The organism is Pseudoalteromonas sp. 1181_04, from assembly GCF_052850545.1.
Window position 1 is genome coordinate 104,715 of sequence record NZ_VXCS01000016.1, and the last position, 23,440, is coordinate 128,154.

General features: G+C 39.8%; 25 protein-coding genes and 1 pseudogene. 6 read left to right on the forward strand and 20 right to left on the reverse strand.

Annotated features, from left to right (window positions below):
• Nucleotides 1-64: 64 nt before the first annotated feature.
• The 3 genes from FW757_RS14715 to FW757_RS14725 all read right to left on the reverse strand — a co-directional run bounded on the left by FW757_RS14715 (nucleotide 65) and on the right by FW757_RS14725 (nucleotide 2,264).
• The gene (locus FW757_RS14715; RefSeq protein ID WP_446441366.1) at nucleotides 65-814 is read right to left on the reverse strand and encodes an HvfC family RiPP maturation protein; all 750 of its coding nucleotides are present in this window, start codon (nucleotides 812-814) and stop codon (nucleotides 65-67) included.
• Nucleotide 815: 1 nt separating this feature from the next.
• Nucleotides 816-1,670: an HvfB family MNIO-type RiPP peptide maturase gene (locus tag FW757_RS14720; RefSeq protein ID WP_446441367.1), complete on the reverse strand. Its 855-nt coding sequence runs from the start codon at nucleotides 1,668-1,670 to the stop codon at nucleotides 816-818.
• Nucleotides 1,671-1,757: 87 nt separating this feature from the next.
• A complete protein-coding gene (locus FW757_RS14725) occupies nucleotides 1,758-2,264 on the reverse strand; it encodes an HvfA family oxazolone/thioamide-modified RiPP metallophore (protein ID WP_182830598.1) in 507 nt (168 codons plus the stop codon).
• A gap of 214 nt (nucleotides 2,265-2,478) precedes the next feature.
• Here FW757_RS14725 and FW757_RS14730 point away from each other — a divergent pair, with 214 nt between their 5' ends.
• Both FW757_RS14730 and FW757_RS14735 read left to right on the forward strand, forming a co-directional pair.
• Nucleotides 2,479-3,435 carry a tRNA-dihydrouridine synthase gene (locus FW757_RS14730; RefSeq protein ID WP_149982898.1) on the forward strand — a complete coding sequence of 319 codons (957 nt, stop codon included), beginning with the start codon at nucleotides 2,479-2,481 and terminating at the stop codon, nucleotides 3,433-3,435.
• Between the two features lie 71 nt (nucleotides 3,436-3,506).
• On the forward strand, nucleotides 3,507-3,851 hold the full coding sequence (locus tag FW757_RS14735; protein WP_149982897.1) for a TraR/DksA family transcriptional regulator: 345 nt from the start codon (nucleotides 3,507-3,509) through the stop codon (nucleotides 3,849-3,851).
• Between the two features lie 16 nt (nucleotides 3,852-3,867).
• On the opposite strand, the gene FW757_RS14740 is transcribed toward FW757_RS14735, so the two are convergent.
• The 9 genes from FW757_RS14740 to pyrC form a co-directional block, all read right to left on the reverse strand.
• Nucleotides 3,868-4,917, reverse strand: coding sequence for a hypothetical protein (locus FW757_RS14740; RefSeq protein ID WP_182767892.1), 1,050 nt, complete (start codon nucleotides 4,915-4,917; stop codon nucleotides 3,868-3,870).
• Nucleotides 4,918-4,983: 66 nt separating this feature from the next.
• Entirely contained in the window at nucleotides 4,984-6,243 is a 1,260-nt protein-coding gene (locus FW757_RS14745) for a hypothetical protein (RefSeq protein ID WP_182717928.1), read from the reverse strand.
• 11 nt (nucleotides 6,244-6,254) lie between these two features.
• Entirely contained in the window at nucleotides 6,255-6,872 is a 618-nt protein-coding gene (locus tag FW757_RS14750; protein WP_149982894.1) for an energy transducer TonB, read from the reverse strand.
• Nucleotides 6,872-7,276, reverse strand: coding sequence for an ExbD/TolR family protein (locus FW757_RS14755; RefSeq protein ID WP_054205753.1), 405 nt, complete (start codon nucleotides 7,274-7,276; stop codon nucleotides 6,872-6,874). The genes FW757_RS14750 and FW757_RS14755 overlap by 1 nt, the downstream gene beginning before the upstream one ends.
• A 14-nt stretch (nucleotides 7,277-7,290) precedes the next feature.
• On the reverse strand, nucleotides 7,291-7,815 hold the full coding sequence (locus FW757_RS14760) for a MotA/TolQ/ExbB proton channel family protein (RefSeq protein ID WP_145241564.1): 525 nt from the start codon (nucleotides 7,813-7,815) through the stop codon (nucleotides 7,291-7,293).
• The gene (locus FW757_RS14765) at nucleotides 7,815-9,179 is read right to left on the reverse strand and encodes a MotA/TolQ/ExbB proton channel family protein (protein WP_182794500.1); all 1,365 of its coding nucleotides are present in this window, start codon (nucleotides 9,177-9,179) and stop codon (nucleotides 7,815-7,817) included. Before FW757_RS14765 ends, FW757_RS14760 begins: the two co-directional genes overlap by 1 nt.
• A gap of 6 nt (nucleotides 9,180-9,185) precedes the next feature.
• On the reverse strand, nucleotides 9,186-9,956 hold the full coding sequence (locus tag FW757_RS14770) for a DUF3450 domain-containing protein (RefSeq protein ID WP_182784849.1): 771 nt from the start codon (nucleotides 9,954-9,956) through the stop codon (nucleotides 9,186-9,188).
• 913 nt (nucleotides 9,957-10,869) lie between these two features.
• Nucleotides 10,870-11,079: a cold-shock protein gene (locus FW757_RS14775; protein ID WP_145241558.1), complete on the reverse strand. Its 210-nt coding sequence runs from the start codon at nucleotides 11,077-11,079 to the stop codon at nucleotides 10,870-10,872.
• 322 nt (nucleotides 11,080-11,401) lie between these two features.
• On the reverse strand, nucleotides 11,402-12,454 hold the full coding sequence (gene pyrC, locus FW757_RS14780; RefSeq protein ID WP_182740019.1) for a dihydroorotase: 1,053 nt from the start codon (nucleotides 12,452-12,454) through the stop codon (nucleotides 11,402-11,404).
• 249 nt (nucleotides 12,455-12,703) lie between these two features.
• Here pyrC and FW757_RS14785 point away from each other — a divergent pair, with 249 nt between their 5' ends.
• Nucleotides 12,704-15,073, forward strand: coding sequence for a bifunctional diguanylate cyclase/phosphodiesterase (locus FW757_RS14785; protein WP_182740020.1), 2,370 nt, complete (start codon nucleotides 12,704-12,706; stop codon nucleotides 15,071-15,073).
• A gap of 59 nt (nucleotides 15,074-15,132) precedes the next feature.
• Here FW757_RS14785 and FW757_RS14790 read toward each other — a convergent pair whose 3' ends face one another.
• Both FW757_RS14790 and bamC read right to left on the reverse strand, forming a co-directional pair.
• The gene (locus FW757_RS14790; RefSeq protein WP_149982889.1) at nucleotides 15,133-16,551 is read right to left on the reverse strand and encodes a YjiH family protein; all 1,419 of its coding nucleotides are present in this window, start codon (nucleotides 16,549-16,551) and stop codon (nucleotides 15,133-15,135) included.
• Between the two features lie 67 nt (nucleotides 16,552-16,618).
• Nucleotides 16,619-17,680: an outer membrane protein assembly factor BamC gene (gene bamC, locus FW757_RS14795; RefSeq protein WP_182717927.1), complete on the reverse strand. Its 1,062-nt coding sequence runs from the start codon at nucleotides 17,678-17,680 to the stop codon at nucleotides 16,619-16,621.
• Between the two features lie 352 nt (nucleotides 17,681-18,032).
• Between bamC and FW757_RS14800 the strand changes: the two genes are divergently transcribed.
• Together FW757_RS14800 and bcp are read left to right on the forward strand one after the other, a co-directional pair.
• Complete coding sequence (locus FW757_RS14800) at nucleotides 18,033-18,566, forward strand: glycine cleavage system protein R (RefSeq protein WP_145241549.1); 534 nt, start codon at nucleotides 18,033-18,035, stop codon at nucleotides 18,564-18,566.
• A gap of 10 nt (nucleotides 18,567-18,576) precedes the next feature.
• Nucleotides 18,577-19,053 (forward strand): thioredoxin-dependent thiol peroxidase, encoded by a 477-nt coding sequence (gene bcp, locus FW757_RS14805; RefSeq protein ID WP_145241547.1) that lies wholly within the window; start codon nucleotides 18,577-18,579, stop codon nucleotides 19,051-19,053.
• A 127-nt stretch (nucleotides 19,054-19,180) separates the two neighbouring features.
• Here the strand turns inward: bcp and FW757_RS14810 are convergent, their stop codons facing one another.
• The 3 genes from FW757_RS14810 to FW757_RS14820 form a co-directional block, all read right to left on the reverse strand.
• Nucleotides 19,181-19,813, reverse strand: coding sequence for a nuclear transport factor 2 family protein (locus FW757_RS14810; RefSeq protein WP_310736243.1), 633 nt, complete (start codon nucleotides 19,811-19,813; stop codon nucleotides 19,181-19,183).
• Entirely contained in the window at nucleotides 19,776-20,657 is an 882-nt protein-coding gene (locus FW757_RS14815; protein ID WP_182731891.1) for an MBL fold metallo-hydrolase, read from the reverse strand. Before FW757_RS14815 ends, FW757_RS14810 begins: the two co-directional genes overlap by 38 nt.
• 67 nt (nucleotides 20,658-20,724) lie before the next feature.
• Nucleotides 20,725-21,372, reverse strand: coding sequence for a DsbA family protein (locus FW757_RS14820; protein ID WP_182731890.1), 648 nt, complete (start codon nucleotides 21,370-21,372; stop codon nucleotides 20,725-20,727).
• 117 nt (nucleotides 21,373-21,489) lie between these two features.
• On the opposite strand from FW757_RS14820, the gene FW757_RS14825 reads away from it, so the two are divergent.
• Nucleotides 21,490-22,383, forward strand: coding sequence for a LysR family transcriptional regulator (locus FW757_RS14825; protein WP_149982884.1), 894 nt, complete (start codon nucleotides 21,490-21,492; stop codon nucleotides 22,381-22,383).
• A gap of 20 nt (nucleotides 22,384-22,403) precedes the next feature.
• On the opposite strand, the pseudogene FW757_RS14830 reads toward FW757_RS14825, so the two are convergent.
• From FW757_RS14830 to FW757_RS14840, 3 genes and pseudogenes are all read right to left on the reverse strand, one after another.
• A pseudogene (locus FW757_RS14830) lies at nucleotides 22,404-22,656 on the reverse strand (hypothetical protein); the annotation flags it as partial.
• A gap of 214 nt (nucleotides 22,657-22,870) precedes the next feature.
• A complete protein-coding gene (locus tag FW757_RS14835) occupies nucleotides 22,871-23,011 on the reverse strand; it encodes a hypothetical protein (RefSeq protein ID WP_179959225.1) in 141 nt (46 codons plus the stop codon).
• A gap of 202 nt (nucleotides 23,012-23,213) precedes the next feature.
• Complete coding sequence (locus FW757_RS14840) at nucleotides 23,214-23,342, reverse strand: hypothetical protein (RefSeq protein ID WP_257325656.1); 129 nt, start codon at nucleotides 23,340-23,342, stop codon at nucleotides 23,214-23,216.
• Between the last annotated feature and the right edge of the window lie 98 nt (nucleotides 23,343-23,440).

Consider the following 23,440-nt stretch of genomic DNA (forward strand, 5'->3'; position numbering starts at 1 on the left):
CTTTTATTAAGCGCGACGAATTAAGGCGCACATAATAGACGATGTAAAATAATCAATAAAGACTTTAAGGGTGATTTTTTGTCACGATAACGCCACGTTCCGCCATTGCATGTAATGTTACTGTAGCACCTTGAACAAGCTGTTCTGTAGTAAATTGCGGCGCTTGTAAAGCAACTTGCTCCACCAACGAAGCTAATTTGATACTCGGTGTTGTATCTATAATCGCCAGTAATAATGCGGTCATTGCATTGGTAGCAAGAAATTGTACTTCGTCGTCGGTATCGCGATACACCACAAAATAATGAGGCTGTTCACTAGGCTGCTGTGGTTGAAAATCAACACTAATATGCTGTACAGCAAACTGATAACTTAAATTTCGCGCGCAACTACCCATATAAAGAGGCACATTACTCAGCGGTGCATTAATGATGCAATCAGTTGGATCCGCATGCGCAACCGAGACATCAAGCTCAATCCATTCATAATGAGCAAGCTCAAGCATAAAGGGGGGATCAATTTCTTGCAATTGGTAATCACTACTTAAATACGCAATAAACTCACCAGCAATATCCAAAAAATAAGGTGATTGACAATCGTGTTCAGCAAAAAATTGGCGAACTAATCTTAACCAATTGTTATCGCTGTAGAGTGTTTTCAGAACCGGAAATGCTGAGGAAATAAAGCCATTGATATTATTGAAAAATAAATCACGGTAGATCGCCATACGACGTTCTTCAATGTCATCGGGCTTTGGTTGTGTATCTGGCGCTCGAATATGCGCCATAAACGCTTGTTGGGTTTCAATAAAATTCATATCAGGCACTTTCTTTTCGCTGTATTATTGCGTGCTTGGCTTGTAGTTGATGAATTATATCCAGCTCTTTGGTAAGCTCAGCGATAGCTGGAATATTAAAATCACGTTCCAATAAAGTCGCAAACACCCCATGATGTTGATAAGCACGGTCAAGTAATTGCCAAACAGGGTCAATCACGTCAGCACCGTGAGTATCAATAAGTAAATCATCCGCCTCGTTGAAATGCCCTGCGACATGACCATACGCTATACGTTGCGATGGCAAGCTAGCTAAAAAATGCTCTGCATCATAACCATGATTTATCGAATTCACATAAATATTATTTACATCGAGTAATAACTTACAATCAGCTTGCTGTAATATTTCAGTGGTAAATTCTAACTCGCTCATTTGCTGACCAGGTGCGGCATAATAAGACACATTTTCGATAGCTATTTGCTGTTCGAGAATATCTTGCACCTGTTTTATCCGCCCAACAACATGGGCAATCGCAGCTTCAGTAAATGGGATCGGCATCAGATCATACATGTGGCCGTTGCCGGAACAATAACTAAGGTGCTCACTAAAAAGCTTAACGTTATGTGCTTTGAAAAAGACTTTTAAGGATTTAACAAATTCAATATCTAACGGTTCAGGTGAGCCGATCGACAATGACAAGCCATGACAAACAAAATTATTTGTATCGGTCAGTGACTTAAACTGCTTAGCAAAGCGACCACCGAGTTTTAACCAGTTCTCAGGCGCCACTTCCATAAAATCAATTTGCTTTGGTATCTGCGTCAATAATTCATCGAGCATTTCTCTACGCAGCCCAAGCCCTACCATGCCAAATTCACTGTTACTAGATACAGTCATATCCACTCCTTCATTTAAAAGGGCCACAATGCGGCCCTTTTATAAACAAACTACTTAACTAAAGTGCAGGTTACATAACTTATCTAATTAATGGCTACCGCATTTGCCTTCTTTGTTAGCTTTAGCATCACCGCCGCACTTGCCTTCTTTGTTAGCTTTGTCGTTTTTAGCGTCGCCACCACATTTGCCTTCGCCGCACTTGCCTTCTTTTTTAGCTTTATCGTGTTTAGCATCGCCGCCACATTTGCCTTCGCCGCACTTGCCTTCTTTGTTAGCTTTGTCATGTTTAACATCGCCACCGCATTTGCCTTCGCCGCACTTACCTTCTTTTTTAGCTTTGTCGTCTTTGGCATCGCCACCACATTTGCCTTCGCCGCACTTACCTTCTTTTTTAGCTTTGTCGTCTTTAGTTTTAGCATCTCCACCGCATTTACCTTCGCCACATTTACCTTCTGTAGCATCGACTTGGTAGCCCGTTACCATTTGTTGAAATTCAAATGGATTCGCTTGAACATCTGCAGAAATAAAACTTGTGCTGCCTACAACTACCGCGCCTAATGTTAACGCAATTGAATTTTTTTTAAGTGTATTCATTTTATGACTCTCTCTAAACATGTAAGGGGTGTACTAAGTAGACCTTGCTACAAAAATAATATTTCACTTAATCGCAACTTTTTATTTGTTAGTTACAATAACGCTACAAAAGAGTGAACAATTGAAGTTAACTATGGGAGTAAAATTGGCATTTATCAATGTTATATTTACAGGTAAACTACGTCTCCTTTTATCAAGTCAAAGTGCCCCTATCATGAAATTAGTTTTAGCGCCTATGGAAGGGGTTGTCGATTTTAAAATGCGCCAACTACTCACCGAAATTGGTGGTTTTGATTTATGCGTCACTGAATTTGTACGTGTTATCGATGCCTGCTTGCCTGATAAAGTATTTCATCGCTATTGCCCAGAGCTAAATAATAACGGTTTAACGCGTTCTGGCACTCCTGTGCGTATCCAATTACTTGGCCAAGTCGCACACGCATTAGCTGAAAACGCTGTCAGGGTAATTGAGCTTGGCTCTCACGGCGTTGATCTTAATTTTGGTTGCCCTGCGAAAACAGTCAATCGCAGTAAAGGTGGCGCTGTGCTGTTAAAAGACCCTGAACACATGTATGAAATCATTAAAGCAGTCCGTGATGCCGTGCCAAGCGAGCATCAAGTAAGCGCTAAAATTCGTTTAGGTTTTGATGATGACAGTAACAGTCAAGAAATTGTTGATGCCGTTGTTAGTGCCGGTGCCAATAGTATTGCTATACATGCCCGTACAAAGCGAGACGGTTATAACCCGCCCGCTTATTGGGAGAAAATTCCACCACTGATCAAAGATAAAAACATCGCCGTAGTCGCAAATGGTGAAATTTGGCAAGTAGAAGATGCACTACTTTGCCAGCAACGTAGTAGTTGTAAAGACTTAATGCTTGGTCGCGGTGCACTGTCGCATCCTGATTTAGCACGCAAAATAAAAGCACACTTTAATGATGAGCACTATGTTGGCTTAAAGTGGGAGCATATTCTCTATCATCTGATCCATTCAGCCATACATCATGACCCCGCGAAAGATGAAAAGTATTTTGCTTCTCGTACTAAGCAGTGGCTGGGCTATTTAAAACGCCAATATAGCCAGGCCGATATTTTGTTTGATGAGATCAGACGCCTTAAAACAAAAGAAGATGTTGCCGATGTTTTGAAAAAATACGCTATCGCACCTTAATTTGACACACATCATAGTCGGCTTTTTTAAATTAATGAATACTGCAGCATTGCTCAACGAGGACAATGACAATGATCAATGCTCAATATCACCTTCAACAACTTAATACAGAGTTAGAGCAAGTAAGGCTGTGCTTGCTTACGACACTATCAAGTTCATGTAACCTACTGCATCACTCGCTAGCTGAAACCTTGCGCAAAAATAACCCTGAACAATGGTTAGAGCTTACGCAGAAGCAACTTGGCACTGAATATAAAGATATCATAGTACGCTTAGAACAACTTGAAGCGGCAGTCTGTCAAATCGATATCGGCCAATATGGTTATTGCTGTGACTGTGAAGAAAAAATTGACTCGCAACGGCTAAATGCCGATCCAACAGCGCAGCGCTGCGGCAACTGCGAGCCAAGGTCATAAAAATCAGCAAGCGAGCTTACGAAGTTGTTAAAAGTGTTGCGAACGCAAAACTTTGCGCCGGATAAAAAATGATATCAGCCACTAAATAATCGACTTGTTGTGGCGTCATTTTTAATCGTTTCAGTAAATTAACTTTCGCTTGTTGCACAGTCCAAGCATGGTAATGGATGCCAAGATCGGTTTCCATCATAGCTAACCAGAAAGTACGCTCTTGATTACTTATCTGTGTTGCAGCTTGCCCTGCATAACCCCTTAAGCTCAAGTAATTTTGCGCCCAATCAAAGCCAACTTGCTTATCTTTAGACAATGCAAAACGCTGCTCAAGGACTGAGTGCTGATGATCAACTGCAAAACGCATAGAGTATACCCCTTGCTGCATTTCCTTCAACTGAGATTGCACTGCAACTAGCCAATTTATTGGTGCTTTAGTAGTGCCTGAGAAGTAATTTAACTTACTTTGATACCAAGACCCACCATTTGATAAGCCATGTAAACCAACACTTCCACGGGGTGTATAGAGCGCTAAATACTCATTAAACTCGTTGAGAGTGTGTTTAATGTTTGCTGGAAGATCAACGCGAGTAAGATTCTTAGTTACCTGCGTTTGTAACGCATTAAGCTCAATTGAGTTGAGTCTAAGTTTACTCTCTTTAGCAAGCACCAACTGCTGCTGAGTAAAACTGAGCCAATTGTTTATGTTTGCAGTAATGTCGTGTTGTTGGTTATAGGCAAGCATATTATCAAGCACAGGAATATACACCGGCCATGTAAAATAGCGCTCCGGAAAGCGCTCTGCAATAATAAGATAATCCAATGAACTCTGCGCGACAGGAGTGAAGTCTAAGGTTTGCATGGCTTGATATATGCTGTGACGCTCTTTCAAATATGCATCACTAAATGGAAACTGTTGCTCGTTAACTTGTTTAATTTCACCTGTTGGTCTTAAAAATTGATTTAGTGTTTGCAATGCTTGCTGAGCTTGCTCTTTACTTTGATACTGATTATTCGTATCACCACATGCGCTCAAGAAAAGCGCTGAGAAGCATATCCATATTAGGTGTTTCATAATGAGTTAAATCCAATAAAAAAAGCCCCATAGGGGCTTTTTATAAATTGCTATAGCGAATTAAAGTTAAATCTTAACACCGTTGCGAGCGGCTTTATCTTTAATAAATACAGACCAACCTTTTGCAAACTTACGCGTGCGAGGGTCATCCATTGCTTTAGTAATTGCAGCATAAGCTTGCTTATACTTTTCTTGATAGTAATAAGCTTCCGCTAAATCTGAATAAATAGTTCCTGTCTTATCAGAACCTAATTCAAGCGCCTTGTTCAAACGAACAACGGCAGCACTATAATTTTGCGATTGTAAAAGTAATGAACCTGCTTTGCGATAAAGCTCAGCATCGTCATCAAATTTAGCCGCTTCTTCATAGTACTTAGCTGCTTTTTCAATATCTTTTGAGCGATGATAGTTACTGGCTACTGCGCTGATATTTTGTTTATTACGCTTAACAATTTTATCATTGATAGACTTCTCTAAAACCTTAGCGGCTTTATAAGGAATTTCATTCAATGAATAAAAGTTAGACAAAACTTTATAATCAACTTCAGTTTCAAAATAACCATTTTTGTAAGCTACTTCCATCGTTGCAAGACCAGTTTTATAGTCTTCCGTCTGAAGGTAGTATTTACCTAAGCTTACCCATGCTTTTTTATCATCTGGCCAGATACGAACAATTTCTTCACCAACTTTGACCATATTTTTATAGTCTTTAAGCTCAAAGTAAGAACCTAATTTTAATTGGTAAGGGCCTTTGTTAGGCTCTTTTTGAAGTTTAATTGCTTTCTCAGCGGGTGTAAAAACATCACGGAATTTACCTAACTGATAGTTAGCTTGGGCTATACGAGTATAAACCGTTGCATCTTCTTCACCAGTAAAGTCCATCCATGCAACATAAGCATCTTTGGCTTTTTCATACTGCTCAGTACCAGCATACATATCGCCTAATGTTTTTAAACTTTGTTCTTGATCGGCAAAGTTTAACACATCAGGGGCAACAGCTAATTTTAAGTAACCAATCGCAGTTTTGTACTGCTCTTTCTGGCCATACATGCTACCTAAATAGCGGTTAACTGTTGCTTTGTCGAAATCATCAGAAGCATCGATTTCTTTCAACATGGCGATAGCTTCATCAAGCTTTTCTTCGTTATACAAGTCAAACGCTTTTATAACTTTTTTACCAGTGCGCTCACCCATGATCCTAGTTTTTGCTTTCTTCCGCGCTTCAATTTTCGCGGGATCTGGCGCTGCTAGAACCGGTGCAGTAAATACTGCACCCGAGAAAGACATAAGTACCGCAAGTGCTGTTACTTTAGATAAATTTCTCATTACTTGCCTCCTTAATTGCCTTGGTTAATTTTAAAGTCTAGCTGAACTTGTAAACCAACTTGCTTTTGTGGCTTACCGTCAATAATTTTAGGACGGTATTTCCACTTGCTCAAGGCGCGTTTAGCTTCTCTATCGAAAATACGTTTAGGGTCTGCGTCAATTACTTCAACATCAGTAACCCCACCCAATTCATCGATTGAGAATGAAAGTTGTACCCAACCTTCTTTGCCATCACGTGCTGCTTGTGTTGGATATTTTGGTTCAATACGAACGATTGGTGTCGCATCACCGTCTCGTCCGAATGCCCCTGGACCACTTAGACCACCTGCCGAACTTCCCACATCAATGCTTGGCATGTTAAATGACATAGCACCTGGATTTGGGTTGTTATTTTCCGGCTGTGGCGGCTGCGGTTTAGGCGGCTGCTTTGGCGGTGGAGGCGGCGGAGGCGGTACTCGCTTCCGTTCCTGCACCTTAGATTCAGGCGGATTCGTCATAATTTCGACTATGATCTGCTCTTTTTGTTCCGTATTACGGTCAGCCCCACCAGAGATGAGGAAGGCCATGAAGTAGAACAAGCCGAAAGTAACTGCCCCACCTGCAATCAGTGAAAACAGAAAACGAATCATTACTGATCTCCAGCTATTGAAATTCTCAGGTTGTCGCCCGTCGCTTTGATCTGGTCCATAACTTTAACCACTACGCCGTGTTTTGCATCTTTATCAGCTTGCAAAATTACAACTTCAGTAGGTTGTTCTGCTAATAAACTTTCGATTTTTGCTGAAACACGTTCAACATCAACTTGCTGTTTATCAATCCAGATTTCGCCGTTGTCACGAATTGCAATAAAAATGTTAGCATTTTTTTGCTTCGTAGCTTGGGCCGCTTTTGGTTTATTGACCTCGATACCAGCCTCTTTAACGAACGATGTAGTTACGATAAAGAAAATAAGCATGATAAATACGATGTCAAGCATCGGTGTCATATCTACCGTTGCATCTTCTTCTTCACGAAAACGTTGTTTACGTGCCATATTTAATTCTCTCTCTAGTGATGAGGCATACTATCAACAAGCTTGGCTTTCACCATTCTCGCTCTTGCCTCAAGGCGTGAGCTAAAGAATACTCCAGATAATGCCGCAACCATTCCAGCCATTGTTGGGATTGTTGCCATTGAAATACCTGATGCCATTAAACGTGCATTACCTGTACCTTGGCTTGCCATGGTTTCAAAAACCGCGATCATGCCTGTTACTGTACCAAGTAAGCCAATTAAAGGACAAACAGCTACTAATGTTTTAATCAACAACATACGCTGATCTAATTTTTCAGACGCTTCAGAAATCCATGCTTCACGGATTCTGTGTGCGTACCAAGACGTAGTGTCTTGGCGGGCATCCCACTTTGCTACAATTTCCGACGATAAACGAGGAAATTCTGCAAGTAGGAACCAATAGCGCTCAATCATTAAAACCCACATAAGAAAGAGTGCTATCGCGACCACGTATAAAACCTGGCCGCCTGTGCCAACAAAATCCCTGATAGATTCCCAGATCTCCATCAGGACTAGCATTAGGCTTTCTCCTTCTCCGCGTGAGTAGCAATAATACCTGCGCTTTGCTCATCGAGGATGTGTAATACCGACTTACTACGACCCGCAACAACAGCGTGAAGAAGAATAAGTGGTAATGCAGCTATTAGACCTAGCGCAGTAGTTACAAGTGCTAGAGAGATGTTACCTGCCATGATCTTCGGATCACCTGTACCGAACAATGTGATTGTTTGGAACGTTAAGATCATACCGATTACCGTACCTAGTAGACCAAGTAACGGCGCGATTGCAGCAAGGATTTTAATGATATTGATACCAGCTTCAATGCGTGGCGTTTCACGAAGAATCGCTTCATCAAGTTTAAGCTCAAGGTTTTCAACATCTTGCGTTTTGTTGTCATGGTACACTTTAAGAATACGACCCAATGGGTTATTTGTATTCGGTGTAGACACGTTTTTAAGCTGACTATTAATCTTACTACGAGTAAGAGTAAGGTCAATAAAGCGTACTAGTGTGATTAAGATACCTAAACCTAATAACGCAGTGATGATGTAACCAACTACGCCACCTTGGTGGAAGTATTCATCAAGTGTCGCTTTTTGTGTATTGATACGTAAGATAGCACCACGAGTCGGATCCACATATACACCAGCATAGTTATCAGCAGACGTATTTTCTAAGTCTTTAATACCAGCAAGGATATAACCATCAGGTTGTTTACCTAAAGGCTGAATCGATTTAGTTTCAGGCGAATAGATTAAGTAGCCATCGTCTGTTACTAAGTTGAAGTTACCGATACGGGTTACTTTCTTAACTGTTGCGTTACCGTCAAGACCTGCAACTTCAGTTTCAAAAGTAGAAACTTTAGCTGACTCAGTCATTTCAGTTTGTAGCGCTATCCAAAGCTCTTCAAGTTCACGAACTGTTGGTAACTCTTTAGCAGCAGCTAATGAACGTAAGATTTCAGCACGGCCTGGCTTTTCAGCAGAAACAAGAGATGCTTCGATTGAACCGATTGCATCTTGCGCAGCACGACGTACAACACCAAACATCTCACCTAAAGTACCTTGTGCACTTTCTAGAGCTGCTGCTTTCTCATTCATTGTATTTTCGTTTTGTGCATACTGCTTTGTTAAGCTATCGCCACGTGCTTTTTCAGCAGCTAATTGGCTTTTCGCTTTATTAAGTAACGCTTGCTTATCAGCACGATCTGATAAGAACTCTTGCTCACGTTGCTTATTGATTTTGCCTTCAGAGATACGCTCTTGCTTAACTTGCTCAAGGATTTTATCTAAAGCATCAGTATTTGCATGTGCGTTAAGCGCGGTACCTGCAGAAACAGATAGTACTGCTGCAACAGCAAAACCTTTAAATAGTTTCTTCATTATTGATTACTCCGCGCCAAAGATTGGTAGTTTAACAAGTTCTAATGTCGCTTGCTTACGCGCCATACGAATAACTTCTTTAACAGGTTTTAGGTATTCATCACCTAATTCTTTCCACTGTTTAGTGTTGTTATCCCATACCCATGCGTGCTTTAAGTCAAACGATTGAGCAACGTAAGTGATACGACCAAGTTGGCCGAAATCAACGTTAATGCTCTTGCCATCAACTTCTAAAGTACCTTGTGAAGCAGAAACTAAAGAGCTGTATGCAGCTTCAATTGTGTATGCTTCTAATACTTGACGGAACTTCTCTGAAGTCGTTACAGAAGAAGAAACCATTGTTTCACGTAATCTTTCAACACGCGCCAAACGATTGTCACTGTTAAACGGAACGTCCGCTTTGATGAATTGCTCGAGCGTATCGATCATGCGATACATCAAAGGCACAACGTTTTGTTTTGTGTTGTCGATCGTAGCAATTTGACGGTCAAACGATTCAATTTGTGCATTTTGGTCAGCGACCAAACGTGCAACGTGATCGTTGTATACTTTCAATAGCTCAGATTCATCAACAACGCTACGGTACTCAGCTAATAGCTCTTGAGTTTGACCATATACATTGTCAATTTTAGTTTGAGACTTAACCGCAGCCGTTTGAATTTGTAGACCTGCTTTTTGCACGTCATTCAAAGGATCTGCAATCACATTGCTGCTTGCGAATGCAAAAGCGCCAACCAACGCAGTTGCTACAAGACTCTTTCTGATTTTAACAGACATAGTTCCCAACCAATTAAGTAATGTTACTTTTATAATTTAATTACCTCCCGAAGGAGACAACCCTGATATCTTTTAATAGATATCAACCCTCCAATAATGCTAAATGCAATGCATGCTGTCAACTTGATGTTTGGAATTAGATCGAAATAAATTAATTCAATCATTGCAAACTAAAACACAAAAAACAAAGGATTAACATAAATGCAACACCACTGAGTTTTCAGCTGGGATGAAAGCCGCTACCTAACAACAGTTCTACCGTCAGCCATGAAATACAAAACATAAATGTAACATTTTATGTGTAATCTAAGAGGGTTAAAAAAAGTTCATAATTATTTCGAATAAGCGTAATCATTCAGTAAAAAAGCCTTTTTATGCAGCCAAACCTAGGATATATCGCATATAAAAATTAGCAACTGGACCTTTTAAAGGAAAGCGTGGCGTATGATTAAGGCCTAAAGTAATACCCGTTTTCTCTGTAAGACTCAAAGAGTCACTGCCAGTGTTATCAAGATATTAGAAATAATCACATTAAACATGTTGAGGCGATATCCCCTGTTCCTATTTATACCGATTACTAACGTGCCGAACTTATGTATGAGCAATCAGAGGCAAAATAGCACTATCTAATTAAATACTAATTTAATTAAAAACATCATCTTTATTGGTGTTGAGTAGCTGACTAACTATATACAGTTGGTATAAAAAGTTTATTGAGGGACGCAAATATGTACACCGCTTGTATTGAGCAGCATTTGGTCTAGTGAAATAGCATTCAGAATTTAGTGTATATTTATTGAATTTAAAAAAGTAGCGGTAAAAGGTTTATTTTAAAAAAGAATTTGATGAGGGGGAATTATGGTGAAACAGAGTCCTGTTTCACCAAGTTGAACCTAGGTTCACATAATAAAAATTATGCTAGTTCTACGTTCTCAGCTTCAGGGCCTTTTTGGCCTTGCTTGATGCCGAAAGACACTTGTTGGCCTTCGCTTAGAGTGCGAAAACCTGAGCCTGTAATAGCGCTGAAATGTACGAATACGTCAGGACCATTTTCTTGTTCAATAAAACCGAAGCCTTTAGCTTCGTTGAAGAACTTAACTTTACCAGTAACCGTGTTTGACATACCAAATTTTCCTGTAAGTCAATAATTAAAATTCAGCCAGATTGGCTATATCCTCCCTGAGTGAATGCCCAATAAATCGCTGGGATAAAGTACAGGAAGAAGTAATAACCATTAACCGGAAACCTTACACGCCGCACATTAACCAAAAAATTCAATACGCAAAAACTCAAAGCAAGTTAAGGTTAACACAATATAATTGTTTTAGCTCTATTAATTGAGAATTATTTTAATGCTTTTAACATCAACTCAATAAAACTGTTCAAGTGATTAATTTTAATACAAAAAGCACACCTTTCTTAGCTGTGCTTTACTGACTTTATGGTTATTTAATCAGCCAATCAATTGTGCTTTCGGCTTTAATTGGCACCACGTGATCATTTCCTAATGGGTAACTTGCTGGCACTGTCCATGGTTGCTTTAGAAGTGTAACTGTATCTGTATTACGTGCTAAACCATAAAAGTCTGGACCAAAATGACTTGCAAAGCCTTCTAGCTTATCAAGCGCACCGGCTTCTTCAAATGCTTCCGCGTATAACTCAAGTGCAGCATGAGCGGTGTATGCTCCGGCACACCCACATGCGGCTTCTTTTTTATCTTTATAATGCGGCGCCGAATCAGTACCTAAAAAGAACTTAGCACTGCCACTGGTCGCAGCACTAATAAGTGCTTGTTGGTGTGTATTACGTTTTAATATTGGTAAACAGTAATAATGTGGGCGGATCCCCCCCGCTAGCATATGATTGCGGTTATACAATAAATGATGTGCCGTAATGGTTGCAGCCACATTATCAGAAGCATTATTTACAAAATCAACGGCATCTTTCGTGGTGATATGTTCAAGCACAATTTTTAAATCTGGGAAGTCTTGTACCACATCAATTAAAATTGTCTCTAGAAATACTTTTTCACGATCGAATATATCAATCGATGAATCTGTCACTTCACCATGGATCAGCAATAACATACCAACTTCTTGCATGGCTTTTAATGCTGGGTAAATCTTTTTAATTGATGTTACACCAGAATCAGAATTTGTTGTCGCACCTGCTGGATACACTTTACCGGCAACGATTTTACCAGTGGCATGCGCTTTTTTGATTTCATCCGCGCTCGTGTTATCAGTTAGATAAAGCACCATCAGAGGCTCAAAATTTCCTTGTGGTCCAGCCGCCATAATACGGTCGCGATACGCTAAAGCCGTTTCAGTACAGGTTGCCGGAGGAACTAAGTTTGGCATAATAATAGCGCGTCCCATATAACGGCTAATATCACGCACTGTATCTTTTAATTGATCCCCATCACGTAAATGAACATGCCAATCATCTGGGCGAGTGATAGTTAACATTGACTGAGTGTCGAAGGCTTGCTTTGTCATTACTTGTTTCCTCGGCTGAATTTAGTTGATCATATGCATATGCCCTATCTGAGTAAAGATTTTATTGCGGTTTTTACTGATGCTTTTTATCAACGGATAGAATGAAAGCACTGAATCATCAATAGTTTGGCGTGCGTTTTCCTTTACGTACATATCTTGCTAATTTTATTTATTCTTTGTCTAAACGTTAACATTCCGTTAATCTATAGATTCATTAATGACACAAAACGGTATATTCACGCGTGGCATATGCAGAATAAAGTAGAGTTATCTTCAGCGCTTGATGCTAAAACCGAGCAACTGAGTATTATTAATCAGTTTTCATCAAGCTTATTACAGTTAGATAAACTCGATGAACTATTCAACTATGTCACCACTGAAGTAGTTAAACGGCTAGGTTTTGTTGATTGTGTTATTTATATTGCCGATGAAAGTGCTACAACCTTGCATGAAGTCGCATCAATGGGAGTGTCTCCTGCTAATAGTAACTATGCCATAGAACGAAAAACCATCGCATTTAATCAAGGCATTACTGGTTATGTTGCTTCAACAGGCAGCGCAGTCATTATTGGTGATGTCAGTACTGATAGCCGTTATATCGCAGATGTACGCCCTGCAATGTCTGAACTATGCGTACCATTAGTTTATAAGCAGCAGGTTTTAGGAGTTATAGACTGCGAGCATCCGGTACGTAACTATTTTAGTGATGCCCATCTTGAAATTTTAACCACCGTAGCGCATTTGCTCAGTGCTAAAATAAATCAGGTCAACACCGTTGAAAACTTGCAACAAACGGTAAGCAAATTAAATGCAGCACAAAAGCTAGAAGGAACGCTTTTACAAATAGCAAATTTAACCTATCAAGCCAATGATTTGGATACTTTTTTAGAAGCATTGCATGGCATTATGACCAACTTGCTGCGCGCTGATAACTTTTTGGTAGGGCTATACAACAAAAATATCGATATTCTCGATATTGTTTACATTGTCGAGGAAGGAGTACGTTCAAATGCCCATAAAAAGATATCAAAAGAGCAACTAAAACATACTGCATCCTATTATCTTTTAAATTCCGAACAGCCTTTACTATTAAATAAAAAAGAATATCAACAACATATAAATGATGGCCACTTTAAAATGGTGGGTCGCCAGTCAGAATCTTGGCTTGGTGTACCATTTAAAGTAAGCGATCATATAAGCGGTGTGATCGTGGTACAAAGTTACGATAAAACTCACCATTATAATGATCATGACCGCACCCTACTGACGTATGTCAGCCGCCAAATTAGTATGGCCATCGACAGACAACTATCTCGCCAAGCACTGGAACATCGCGCTTTGCATGATGAATTAACTGGGCTTGCTAATCGCTCTTTACTAATTGACCGCATTAAGCACGGCATTTTACGGCTTACTCGAACACCCAAAGGGCGATATCATGCGTTGCTGTATCTAGATTTCGACCGCTTCAAAAGCATCAATGATTCATTAGGACATGAAGTGGGCGATCACTTTTTAATCGCCATTTGTAAGTTAATTAAAGGCACAATACGAAATACCGATACATTCGCACGACTCGGTGGTGATGAGTTTGCTATTTTTATGGAAAATATCAGTCGCAAAAACCAAGTTAACGACGCACTAAAACGGATTAAAAAAGTCCTCGCGGAGCCACTTAATATTGATGGCCATTTACTGCAAGCTTCGACCAGTATTGGCGTTGCATTTTGTGAAAACGAAAACGACAAAGCCTATCAGTTATTACAGCATGCCGATGCTGCAATGTACGAAGCTAAATCAACAGGCCGTGGCCAAGTAAGATTTTTTAATAACACCATGCGTAAAAAGCTCAAAAGCCACGCTGATATAGAAAATGATTTACAGCATGGCATTGAGCATAATGAGTTTGAGTTATATTATCAGCCGATCTTTGCTATACAACAATGTAACGTGGTCGGTTTTGAAGCACTCGTACGTTGGCATCACCCACGCAAAGGCTTTGTCTCACCTAATGATTTTATTTCAATAGCAGAACACACCGGGCAAATAATTAATCTCGACCTGCATTTATTAGATCTGGCAGGAAAACAAATAGCTGCGTGGCAACAACAAGGTAAACGTTTCTTACGTGTGACAGTGAATGTTTCCTCACGACATTTTGCAAGCATAGACTTTATCTCACAAATTCATGCTATTTATAATAAATATGAGCTAGCATTAGGCTCCTTATGTTTAGAGATCACCGAATCAGGTTTGATCGAAAACTTAGAATTAGCAACTAAGATAATTGAAGGGTTAGCGCCATTAAAAGTAAAGTTATGTTTAGATGATTTTGGCACGGGGTACTCTTCTTTGGGTTACTTACACCAACTGCCAATTCATGTGCTAAAAATTGATAAGAGCTTTATTGACCGCCTTAAAGACACCGCCACGCCATTGGTTGACGCCATTTTGTCATTGGCATCATCACTTAAGTTAGATGTTGTAGCCGAAGGAATTGAAACTCAAGAGCAACTCGCCATATTACAAAAAACTCAATGTGATTTTGGCCAAGGCTTCTTAAAAGCTAAACCCCTGCCCGCCGATCAAGCAATTTTATTGATTGATAAACCACTTTAACAACCATAAAAAAAAGCCTTGATTAATCAAGGCTTTTTATAAATTAACAACTGGCAGGATCAGCCAACCAACCAATGTGCCATCAGGGCAATAACGGGTAACGTGATCAAGGTTCTGAGAATAAATATTACAAATAATTCAAATATATTGACTGGGATTTTACTACCCAATAAAAGCGCGCCCACTTCTGACATGTAAATCAACTGGGTTACACTCATTGCCGCAATAATAAAACGAGTAACATCACTTTCGATCGTGCCAGCAGCTAATATTGACGGAATAAACATATCCGCAAAGCCAACCATGATCGTTTGCGCAGCAGTTTCTGCTTCTGGGATTTGTAATAACTCTAAAAATGGGATGAACGGTTTGCCTAAATAAGCAAATATCGGCGTATATTCAGCAATAACTAATGCGAACGTGCCCACAGCCATAACCACAGGTAATACTGCAAACACCATATCTAATGCGTTGTGAATACCTTCTTTTATGGTACCAGCAAAGCCCGGTGAGTTTTTAGCTTTGTGCAGCGCTACATGTAGCGCATGTTTGAACACATTTTTGCCATGTGGCACGCGTTCTTTATGCTTATCAGGCTGACTTCCATCAATATATATATCTTTTTTAAAGCTCAATGGCGGTATACGTGGCACGATCAGCGCAGCAACAACCCCAGCTAAACAAACGGTTAAATAAAACGGGGCAAATAATTTTTCCAGCCCTACTTGGCCTAATACCACCAAACAAAACGTAATTGATACCGCGGAGAACGTAGTACCGATAATCGCCGCTTCACGCTGAGTATAATGCTTTTCTTCATATTGGCGCGCAGTCATTAAAATACCCACACTGCCATCACCTAGCCACGAGGTTGCACAATCAACAGCACTTCGCCCTGGAACGCCAAATAACGGGCGCATTACTCTAGTTAATAATGTGCCTACTAACTCAAGCAAGCCAAAATTCAACAATAAAGGCAGTAATAAACCCGCTAAAATAAATACCGAAAATAACACCGGCAATAAATCTTTTAGCACTAAGCCACCGGTATTTCCTGATGTAATACCATCGAAAAGTGGAATTAAAAACTCTGGTAACGTCGATTTAAAATCCGGATTATTAATACTTAAAACCGTTAAGATAATAAACGCCATACCAAATAAGCGGATCACTAGCCAAAGCCAATGCACATCAAAAAGATGCTTTAAAATAGTAGATTTCATTAATACCGCAGGCTTAAAAGCCTTGAAAATCAATGATAAAACACCTGTAGTACAAATAATTAGAGTGATCAACGTATCGGCATACGATGTAATATGTGCTTGCACCGCTTTTGCCATAACAGCGATAGGAATAGTCATTGCCCCGTCCATTGGCACTGGAGTCATGAATAAGAGGACGCCAATCAATGAAGGAACTAAAAAATTAAACCATACCTTAAAGTCAAACTGCGGGTGAGAGGAAGCTAGATTAGACATTATTTTCAACCTGTAGAAACCACAAAAAGAGCAAAAGCTCTTTTTGTGGTGTTATTATTATTTATTATTAAATTTTAATACCGCGTTGGCGCAGAGCACTTTCTAACGCTTGTTGTAAGTCATTCATCGTACCAGGCTCTAACGTTGTGCCTTCATCGTCCATCCACGTTAAGCTAGTACCACCTTCTTTGGTGCGACTGACTAAGATTTGATATTGGCCGTTTTCAATCGGCAATTCAGCAAGTTCTTCACCCCAAATTGAATCCCAAACACTTGATTCAGGTTTGTTGTAATCAGCCGTGATCAAACCACGTTCTTGATCAATTTCAACTATCGTAAACGATAGGCGCTCAAGAAATCCTGAGAAACGATCAAATATTACAAAGTAATCCTGTTCAGTTACCAGTGCCGCATTGCCTTTATTATCAAAACCCATTTCCAGCGAAATAATGCCTTGTTGTTTACGTATTTCAACTTCAAGTTGACGATAGCGATAATCAAACTCAGCCACTACTTGGTTCAGTGCACGCACTTCTAGCTGCTGTTGTAAAACTGGTGTCAATGGCACATCTTTACTTTTATACTCAGCTAACTTAGCGCTTAATGAAGCTGTGCGTTGATGTGACTTTTCTTCAATAGTAAAAATAAAACGTTGCTCAGATACCGCAGTATCGCTATCCCATAACCAACCTTCTTCAGGTTTAATTATGGCATACCAGTCAGTTTCTATTGAACCTAATAACTTATCTTGTTTGATTGCCTTTGTTTGGTGTTCCGCTAACACAGCGTGCACAGAATCCCAAATAAACTCATCTAAATCGACAATACCATCGTTTTTATCAAAATAAACGCGTGCTTGTTTATCACCTTCTTCAACCCAACTGCCTTTTGCCACAGTTAATACTTGTGCTGGGGGACGATAGTTTGTTGAATCCGGATTATTGTCATATTCCGCCACATCCATTTTATAAATGGGGTCTAAAGCTGGCTGAGCCAATTGTCCTGGCACTTGTACCGGCTCACTGGCACGGTAATTACGTTTTTGATGCGCTTCGTCAGTGAACACACCACATCCTGACAAGCTAACCAATACGCTTACAGCAAGCGCTTTTGGGATCCAATACTGCACAGATAATTCTCCTTAGCATACCCTTAATTGTTTTAACAAATATATGAGTGGGTTATGCCGATTTGGTTCAGTGTAAAGTCAATATTAACTTTACGTATCTTGTTTTTATGCAAAACCCGTTACTTTGGGGTACGGCTAAACGTAAGTGTCAGCCTGTCAATATGCAAAATTTTAACTATGGTACTTTCCCATGCCACTAAAAACAAGAAACACCGTGCTTTAATAACAGCTTAATTATCTCGGCCTGTAGTTTAGCGATTGTTTTGTGTTAAACTTCGCCGCCGTGTGGTGGTAATTGCCGGCTTAGCTTACTCTGATTGTTATTAATAATATAACCTAGGTACTTGAATTCATGACTGCTTTTTCAAATCATCAGATCGTTTTAACTGCCATTGGCGATGATCGCCCTGGTATTGTCAGTGAATTAACCCAATTAGTCAGTGACTGTCACTGTAATATTATTGATAGTCGCATTGCCATCTTAGGCAATGAATTTACATTTATTATGCTGTTATCAGGTGATATGTCGGCAATCAGCCGCATTGAACACACCCTGCCCCTCAAAGGCATGGAGCTGGGCTTACTCACTATGATGAAGCGGACAGCCAGTCATACTCAAAGTGAATTTTGTGCTGGCTACACCCTCGAATATACAGGTATCGATACACCTGGCACGTTAAGTAAAGTTACCCGCTTTTTTGCCGACAACCACATTAGTATTTGTTCTTTAAAGTCAGATACCTATGACGAAGAAAAAGATACAAAAATGCGCTGTGAACTGGAGTTTAACATTCCTGTTGAGGTTGACATTGATACGTTTAAAGTCCAATTTGAAGATCTGTCGCGTACTCTAAACGTAGATTACATATTTCGACGCATTCGCTAAGGAGCAAAGCATGAACACAATTAATCCATTACAAGCCGGCGACAAAGCCCCCGCTTTTAGCTTACAAAACCAAGATGATGAAACAATCGTCCTTGCAGAGCTATTAAAAGAGCAGCAAGTATTAGTGTACTTTTATCCAAAAGCATCAACACCTGGTTGCACCGTGCAAGCTGAAAACTTACGTGATGAAAAAGCCGTGTTAGCACAGCTAAATACCCGCGTGGTTGGTATCAGCCCTGATCCGGTAAAAAAATTAAAGAACTTTGAAACCAAAAAAGAATTAAACTTTGACCTACTTTCAGACGAAGATCACGCGATTGCAGAAGCATTCGGCGTATGGGGCTACAAAAAGTTTATGGGTAAAGAGTACGACGGCATTCACCGTTTAAGCTTCTTGATCGGCCAAGACGGAACAATAAAGCACTTTTTCGATAAATTTAAAACCAAAGACCATCATCAAGTGGTGCTGGATTATTTGACTAAATAATCGGTGCTAGGTGCTACAGAGTTGAACTTAAGCGTTGCCGATTGGCAACGCTTTTTTTTATGCACGAGAGTACGAAATAAAAGCGCACCTACAACATACTTGTAGTTATTATTAAAAAACTACTTTTTTACATGACATCGCTAACGGTTTTACTATCAACAAATTGTTCAAAACTGATGATCTTACCCTCTTTGAGTATCCATAAATGGGCGACTCTGGCCTTAAAAAATTTGCCTGTGGCTTTATTGGTTCCGCTATAGCTACCATAAGCAAACACCTTGTCGCCAGCAGCAACATAGTCTTCTACCGCAAAATTATAACCATTCCATTCACTGCCTAACCGTACAAATACATTTTTTTCAATTTCATCAAAGCCTTGGTAGGTGCCGGCATATGGAAAACCAGCGGCTTCCGTCCATTGTGTTTCGTTTGTTATATAACGCTTGAGGTTTTTACCGTTTTCTTCTGAGGTCTTACCTTCATAAGTACTTTTTACAATATCAAGATTGGTCATCGATTTAGTCTCCAGATTAAAACTATTGTAATGTTCTAATGACGATATTTTGGCAGTGGTACTGCATGCTTGAAGCATAGCCAAAGCCATTACTATCGTGATTACTCGCTGAATTCCCCCCATGAAATGAAGCCTGTACAAAGAGTTGAACAGACCTTTCAAACTGCAAGCGGCTTGAAAAGCCATAAATAAATTTAAGCTGTAGTAATTAGCCCCAAGGCATCTCGCCCATAATAACTTTGGCACTTAACGCCAATACGCTATCGCCGCCAATATTTGGATAGCTTGCTTTCATTTTACTCATCAATTCACTTGAATTAGCTGAAGACTTGGCTGCAGCTTCAAAGTCTTGAATGTATTTGCGAGTAAAGTGCACCGCTTCAATAGTCAATGGCTTATCACCTAACATATGACCAGAGATCACAGTTTTAGGATGCAGCTGCTTAATAACATCAAGGGTTTTATACCAACTTTGACGTGATTCAGGTGTTTGCGTATCTGCTAAAAAAACATGCATGTTGTTAAATACCACAACACCACCCAACATAGTTTTAGTCGAAGGGATCCATACAAAAGTATGTTTTGGATCATGACCGTCAAGACCAACAATATTCACTTTTTCACCATCAACCAATAAGGTGTCGCCTTGCAATACTTCTGGCAAAACTAGTTTTTGCGGTGCGTTTTCTTTAAGAATTGGCCCCCAATAAGCCTTTTTAGGCGCCATTGACGCTTTAATATAATCTCGGGTTTTAGCAGTTGATAATACCTTAGCATCAGGATAGGCCTCGGTGATCACGTCTAAGCCAAAATAATAGTCAGGATCACCATGACTAATGTAAATAGTGGTTAATTTTTTACCTGATTTTTTAATCAACTCAACCACTGATTGTGCGTCATTACGCTGAAATTGCGCATCAACTAAAACCGCTTCGGTTGGACCGCTGATCAACACCGAACTAACTGGGAACGTGCTTTTTTGTTGTGGATTAAACACACTGGTTTCAAGTGTTGCACTAACCGCATTGGCAGATACTGCCATCATTGTAGCAAGCGTGCTTGCCTGAATTAATTTAGATAAAAATGTCATAGTAGCCTCTAAAATGTCGCTCATTTAGCGAGTAAATTGGGTGTTTTTAAACGTGTAAAATTATTGGTTAATCAATCGTATTAATTAATTGTTTTACATAAGCTAACCACTGCTGTGGCTGACCGTAATAACGCGAGTGGTCTAATTTAGTAAATGCGCCATCGCTGTGCTCAAACGCAAGTGTTGGAAACCCACTACCGCCAACTAAATTCAACATCTGCCGCGCTTTAATTATTTGCTGCTGCGTTTTTTCGCCACTAAAAAGGTCAAACGCATTTAAAAAAGCCCTAGAGCTAGCACCAAGTTGAGTGGCTATGTTAGCTAAATTAGCTATATCAGACTGAGAACGGCCAAGTACAAATTGATCAACTTGCATTCTATGCAGCATGGCAACAGTATTAAGACCTAAAGATCCACCAGCTAATAGCGCCGTGATCGGCGTATCTGAATCTAAAATTCGCTGCTTATCATCTAATAGCGTTTCATAATAAGTTGGACTAAATACTTGCCCCGTTAAACTCGTGATCCTGTTATCCATGGCGATTATTTGCTGATGAAAATCAGCTGATAACTGACGTTTATTAGCCCCTGAAAATAAGCCGCCGCCATACAGCTTAATATCTATTGTTGTTAATTGAGTGAGTTCATCAATCAGCGGTGCGACGGCATAACACCAACCACACTGCGGATCCATAATGAAATGCAAGGTCTTCATTTTATTTTCCTGTCAGCAGTATTAAATTTATGAAACAAGTATAAATTGCAAATATGTTGCAATAAACATCACAACAGGCAATAGTTAATTGCATATATCGAACATATAGGAAATAAAATGGACAGGATCACCGCAGCTCAAGTCTTTGTTAGAATTGTCGAGCAAGGTAGTATGGTCAGCGCAGCGCATTCGTTAGATATGTCGCGCTCGATGGTAACTAGGTACTTAAGCGAAATGGAAAGTTGGGCGAATAGTCAGTTATTACATCGCTCTACGCGTAAACTCACGCTCACCGCCGCAGGTGAAAAAGCTTTTGTAAATTGTCTGTCGTTATTAGATTTAGCCAAACAAGTGTCTATCCCTTTAGAGCAAGATCATGTCGCACAACCTGAAGGGTCGATCCGTATTTCTTGCTCTCAATTTGTCGCCGCTAATTTATTGCCAGCAGTAATTGATCAGTTTTTAGATGAGTATCCCAAAGTACATATAGATATTCATATCAGTAACCAAGTAACTAATTTAGTTGAAGATAGAATCGATCTAGCAATACGTATTACCAACGACTTAGACCCCAATATCATTGCACGCCCGCTGGGTCGTTGCCGCTCAGTGTTATGCGCCACCGAAGATTACCTAAATCGTTTTGGTTACCCTGTTTATCCTGATGATTTGGCCAAACATAATTGCTTAATTTATTCTAATTTTGGAAAAAGTTTGTGGCATTTCAGCAAAGAAGAACTCGCAGTTGTTACTTCAGTCGCTGGCAACTTCAGTGCGAATGAATCAATGCTCTTACTTCAATCAGCACTCAAAGGACGCGGTATATCTTTACAACCTAAACATGCCGTACAACAGTTGATCAATGATAAAAAGCTGGTTCATGTGCTCCCCAACTATGAGCCAGCGTCCTTAGGTATTTACGCCATATACCGTTCTCGCAAACATCAATCTATCGCGATTAGAAAGTTACTCGAGCGCCTAATTGCGTATTTTGAAAAAACAGACACTTAAAAATACAAATAACTTAAAATTAATAAGCGCATAAACCAGCTAATGCTACTTAAACGCCCGTGGTATTGCTCAACCGTTTGATTCAAAAAGGTGAGCTCTGTTTTACTCAATTTTACCCATTGCAAATACTTTTTCGTCAATAACGTAGCTTTACACAGCTTATGCCAGCGTAGAATTATAGCTTTGTCATTAAGTCTATTTGCTTTTTATCATCAACTTAAGTGCTAAGTGCGTGTGATTACTCATCACTGCATACGCACACAGGGAAATACAATGACCAAATTTTAGGCTGGGTGTCTTGTTTATTGTCTAGAAAAAATTAGGCCGCGATGAGACCGCAATAATCGATTACTGCGTAACGCAAGCTACTGACGTATCGACAGACGAATTAAACGAGTTTGTTTATTAATTTAGAATTGACCAACATTATATAAAAACGGTCAAAAAGACTAATAGCGCTTATTGGCAGAGTTAAGGCTCATATGTGTCATACGCTTGCTTCCAATTGACCAAGTAGTTCATTAAGAACTTCTAGCTCCGCGTCGTTATTTGATTGGCCTTCGATTTCATCTACTCGGTGACGAACTAGGTGCCACTCATTTTCGTTTTTGATTTTACCTTTAGCCACGATACGCTCTAGCTGCGCCTTGCTTTTTTGAAAGAAGCGAGGCAAATGCAAGCCGACAACTTTATAAAAGACCTCGATTGCTGACGACCTATATTGTGCATTTAGCTCACCAAGCATCAGATGCGTGTCACGTAGCCCTTGTTCAAAACCTGATGCGATTTCAGAAGGCTTAACTGCGTTATCAGGGTTATTAATTATTTCGTTAACCTGACCCCAAAGACAAAGGCCAGCTATTTAATAACGGCTCTAACTCTGGGCTATTTAGTTTGCCAAGTGCATCGGCTAATTCCATGTATACATAAATTAGAGTATCTAGCTTCTTAGATCTCATGGAAAACCCTCAATTCCATAGTGCTATGAGCCTGTAGAATAACTCATTTTTAATTTATTTTTATTGATGGTTTAACCATAGTCCCATTAAACAGAGTT